General features: G+C 72.0%; 5 protein-coding genes. 4 read left to right on the top strand and 1 reads right to left on the bottom strand.

Annotated elements, in window-relative coordinates; translation table 11 throughout:
* Both ABZ858_RS37090 and ABZ858_RS37095 read left to right on the top strand, forming a co-directional pair.
* On the top strand, positions 1-116 hold a 116-nt coding region (locus ABZ858_RS37090; protein WP_361389419.1), incomplete at its 5' end, for an adenosylhomocysteinase.
* A 102-nt stretch (positions 117-218) separates the two neighbouring features.
* Positions 219-836: a hypothetical protein gene (locus tag ABZ858_RS37095; protein ID WP_361389407.1), complete on the top strand. Its 618-nt coding sequence runs from the start codon at positions 219-221 to the stop codon at positions 834-836.
* A 19-nt stretch (positions 837-855) separates the two neighbouring features.
* Here the strand turns inward: ABZ858_RS37095 and ABZ858_RS37100 are convergent, their stop codons facing one another.
* Entirely contained in the window at positions 856-1,803 is a 948-nt protein-coding gene (locus ABZ858_RS37100) for an RDD family protein (protein ID WP_361389410.1), read from the bottom strand.
* A gap of 132 nt (positions 1,804-1,935) precedes the next feature.
* Here ABZ858_RS37100 and ABZ858_RS37105 point away from each other — a divergent pair, with 132 nt between their 5' ends.
* Both ABZ858_RS37105 and ABZ858_RS37110 read left to right on the top strand, forming a co-directional pair.
* Positions 1,936-2,943 carry a stage II sporulation protein M gene (locus ABZ858_RS37105; protein WP_361389413.1) on the top strand — a complete coding sequence of 336 codons (1,008 nt, stop codon included), beginning with the start codon at positions 1,936-1,938 and terminating at the stop codon, positions 2,941-2,943.
* Between the two features lie 105 nt (positions 2,944-3,048).
* On the top strand, positions 3,049-3,246 hold the full coding sequence (locus ABZ858_RS37110) for a hypothetical protein (RefSeq protein ID WP_361389416.1): 198 nt from the start codon (positions 3,049-3,051) through the stop codon (positions 3,244-3,246).
* Positions 3,247-3,318: the final 72 nt, after the last annotated feature.

The raw sequence follows: 3,318 nt of genomic DNA on the forward strand, positions 1-3,318 counted from the left end.
CCCGCCTCCACCTCGACGCCCTCGGCGTCAAGCTGACCACCCTGCGCCCGGAGCAGGCGGCGTACATCGGCGTCGACGTCGACGGCCCCTACAAGGCGGACCACTACCGCTACTGAGCGGACCCCGTACCGCCACTGACCGGTGAGGCAGGCCCCCGCACCCCCGTGCCGGGGGCCTGCCCCTTTGGCCGGAGCGGCCCGTCAAGCCCCAGGAACCCCATGCCCCGCGGCCGTTATTCGCTCCACGATCCGCACGATCACACCCCCTTCGCCGAAGAGCACTTCCAGTGCGCCCCCGGCCCCGCCGGCTGGCGCTACGTCTCCCAGGTCACCACCCCCTCGGGCGATCACCGCGGCTCCGTCGACCTCGCCCTCGACGAACTCGGCCGCCCCCTCCGCCTCGAACTCCACGCGGGCGGCTGGCAGGTGCGCGGCGCCGCGCTCGACGGCGTCACCTGGGTCCGCACCGACCCCACCGGGACCCACGCCGCCGAAGGCACTGTGCGCGCCCACGCCTTCACCGGCACGTCCCCCGCGTTCCTCGTCGCCACCGCACGTCTCCTGCGCCTCACCCCCTCGTCCGCCGCGACCCGCGTACGCCTCGTCACCTTCACCGATCCGGTCCTCGCCCCCCGCACCGTGGACCAGTCCTGGGCCCTGGTGAAAAGAGAAGCACACGCCACTGACAACGGCCCCCTGACCGTGGACGAGTACCAGGTCACAGCCCTGGACACGGGCGAGCGGCACGCCGTCCACCTCGCCGGCGACGTGGTCCTGGCCGCCCCCGGCGTCGAACTCGAAGACCTCCAGTCGCCGCCGTCCGCCTTCGGCACCTGAGCGACCGCGCGACGAACGCTCACGCGGGCGGCACGAACCCGGTGGCGGGACGCTCCTCCGGCGACTGCGGCCGAGCGGAGGCGGGCGGAACGGACGGCGCCCGCACCACGGGCGCCGCGTCCTGCGGGACGAACGCCGCCTGCGACCCCGAGGAGACGGGATCAGGCAGGACGGGACCCGGAGTTCCAGGAACGGCTTCTGCTCCGCCCGCCCCTGAACCGTTCCCGAACGCCCGCCGCGCCTCACGGACCTGCCGCTCCTGCACCACCGCCGCCAGAAACACGGCCGGAGGCACATCGGAGGGCACCGAAGCCCCCGTACGCGCCGCGAGATCCGCGGCGAGCCGCTCCGCCATGCCCCAGCCGACCTGCGGATCGAGCTGACGCATCCGCGTCAGGTACTGCCGGACCGCCAGCCACAGCCCGTCCGGGACCGCCGACAGGTCGAGGGCCGAGAACCGCCCGGCCAGCCAGGGCGGCGGCGGAGGCACGGACGACGCCGGCCCGGCCGCCACCCGCTCCCGCACCACCAGCGTGCCCGCGAACACGTCCCCCAGCCGGCGCCCGCGCGCCGACACCAGCGAGGCGACGCAGGCGACGACCCCGAACGTCATCAGGATCTCCACCACGCCGACCGCGCCGCGCACCAGCGCGTGCCGGAACCGGATCGGCCCGCCGTCGTCCCGGACCACACGCAGCCCGCACGCCAGCTTCCCGAGCGAGCGCCCGTGGCTGAGCGTCTCCACCGCGATCGGCCCGCCCACCAGCACGAGCAGGAAGGACGCGATCGACAGCGCGATCCGCGCCGCGTCGTCCAGCGACGCCGTGCCCAGCACCAGACCCACGCTCACGGCCACATAGGCGGCGAAGGCCACGGCGAGGTCGAGCAGCACGGCCAGCGCCCTGCTGGGCAACCTCGCCGGGCGCAGCTCCAGCGCCACCGCCTCACCCGTCACCAGCTCACTCACGCCCGCCCGTCCTTCCCCTGGCCTGCCCCGAAGACGGCCAGTCTGCCAAGCTGAGGGCCATCGCGCCCCAGTAGGACAAGCTGACCCGTCCGTCGGGCAGCCGAACAACCAGCCGAGGAGCAGGCAGACACGATGGACCTGGACGTCTTCGTCTCCGCCCACCGAGCCGAGTGGGACCGCCTCGACGCCCTGCTCAGCCGCCGACGCCGCCTCACCGGCGCGGAGGCCGACGAACTCGTCTCCCTCTACCAGCGTGCCGCCACCCACCTCTCGCTGATCCGCTCCAGCGCCCCGGACCCCGAGCTGACCGGCCGGCTCAGCCAGCTCGTGGCCCGCGCGCGTGGGGCGGTGACCGGGACCCGCCGGGCCTCGTGGCGCGACGTCACCCGCTTCCTGCTGGAGGGCTTCCCCGCCGCCGTCTACCGGGCCCGGCACTGGTGGGTCCCCACCGCGGTCGTCTCCACCGTCGTCGGAGCACTGCTGGGCTGGTGGATCGGTACGCACCCGGAAGTGCAGACCGCGATCGCGGCCCCGGACCAGCTCCGGCAGCTGACCCGCCCCGGCGGCGAGTACGAGACGTACTACTCCAGTCATCCCGCCTCGGCGTTCGCCGCCCAGGTGTGGACGAACAACGCCGAGGCGGCCGCCATGTGCCTGGTCCTGGGCGTCTTCCTGGGACTGCCGGTCCTGTGGATCCTCTTCGAGAACATGCTCAACCTGGGCGTCGGCATCGGGCTGATGTCCTCGGCGGGCAGGCTCGACACGTTCCTCGGGCTGATCCTCCCGCACGGCCTGCTCGAACTGACCGCGGTCTTCGTCGCCGCCGGCACCGGACTGCGCCTCGGCTGGACCCTCATCGACCCCGGACCGCGCAGCCGCCGCACCGCCCTGGCCGAAGAGGGCCGGGCCGCCCTCGGCATGGCCATCGGCCTCGCCCTGGTCCTGCTCGTCTCCGGCGCCATCGAAGGCTTCGTCACTCCGTCGGGCCTGCCCACCTGGGCCCGCATCGGCATCGGCATCTTCGCCGAACTGGCCTTCCTGACCTACGTCTACGTCCTCGGCGGCCGTGCCGCGCGGGCCGGCGACACGGGTGACATCACGCCGACCGAGCGAAGCGCCACCGTGCCGACAGCCGCCTGATGTGCGTGTACGCCCGCTGAACTGCTAGTGTCCTCTTCGCCCCACCGGAGCCGTTGACACGGAGCCGATGGGGAGGTAGATTCGAACAGTTGCCTGGAGCTGGACATGATCCAGATGGGCAGCGGTGAACATCTACCGGCTTCCGAAATCATCGATTTACGAGAAGCCACTCCCGATGAATCGGAAAACGAAGGCCGGTCAGACCGGCCCGGAAGATCTGATAAAGTCGGAACCGCCGGAAAGGGAAACGCGGAAGCGGGAACCTGGAAAGCATCGAGGAAATCGGATCGGAAAACGGTCTGATAGAGTCGGAAACGCAAGACCGAAGGGAAGCGCCCGGAGGAAAGCCCGAGAGGGTGAGTACAAAGGAAGCGT

The sequence above is a fragment of the Streptomyces sp. NPDC047017 genome (assembly GCF_040644175.1).
Classification (GTDB): domain Bacteria; phylum Actinomycetota; class Actinomycetes; order Streptomycetales; family Streptomycetaceae; genus Streptomyces.